A 528-nucleotide genomic window follows, 5' to 3' on the forward strand; every position below is an offset into this window, starting at 1 on the left:
AAAAAATCCGCTCAAGGCTCACTGCCGAGGGCATCAACCTTCCAGACCCAGGGTAATCATGAAAATTCTGATGACAAAAACCGTGCAAGGCTCGCTCGATGGGGAGACCGTGCGCGAACTGGCGGCCGGCACCGAGTACGAGACGGTCGCCAGTCCGCGTGGCGATCGCCTGGCGCAATACCACATCAAGCAGGGTGTCGCGGTGCCATCGCCTGGCCGCGCCGAACCGGCGCCAGAGCCTAAGATCGCGGCTCGCAAGAAATGAGCGCAGTTGCAATTATGCGTGCGCTGCTGGTCGCCCACGCGCCCCTCACTGCCCTGGTGCCCGCCGCGCGCATTGCCGCCGGCACGATCCCGACCGGTACGCTGCCGGCGATCGGCATTACTGAAATCAGCGGTATCGAGCACGACACAGTCGCCCGTGCTGGAAACAGCGTGGTCACTGCGCGCGTTCAGGTGACGGTTTACGCCTCGTCCTACCCGCAACAAAAGGCGATCCTCAAGGCGGCGCGGCTCGGCGTCGGCGTG

The 528-nt window shown here is 64.0% G+C and carries 2 protein-coding genes; both read left to right on the top strand.

Features of this window, described 5'->3' with window-relative positions; genetic code table 11:
* Window positions 1-70: 70 nt before the first annotated feature.
* Entirely contained in the window at window positions 71-265 is a 195-nt protein-coding gene (locus RBA40_RS33480) for a hypothetical protein (RefSeq protein WP_306653239.1), read from the top strand.
* Window positions 266-279: 14 nt separating this feature from the next.
* The coding region (locus RBA40_RS33485; protein WP_306653241.1) for a hypothetical protein at window positions 280-528 on the top strand (249 nt) is incomplete at its 3' end.

It is taken from the genome of Massilia pseudoviolaceinigra, from assembly GCF_030846505.1.
Taxonomy (GTDB): domain Bacteria; phylum Pseudomonadota; class Gammaproteobacteria; order Burkholderiales; family Burkholderiaceae_D; genus Telluria_A; species Telluria_A violaceinigra.

Excerpts from the sequence above, each read along its gene's own strand:
- RBA40_RS33480 (WP_306653239.1), top strand. The coding sequence starts at position 71 with ATGACAAAAACCGTGCAAGGCTCGCTCGATGGGGAGACCGTGCGCGAA.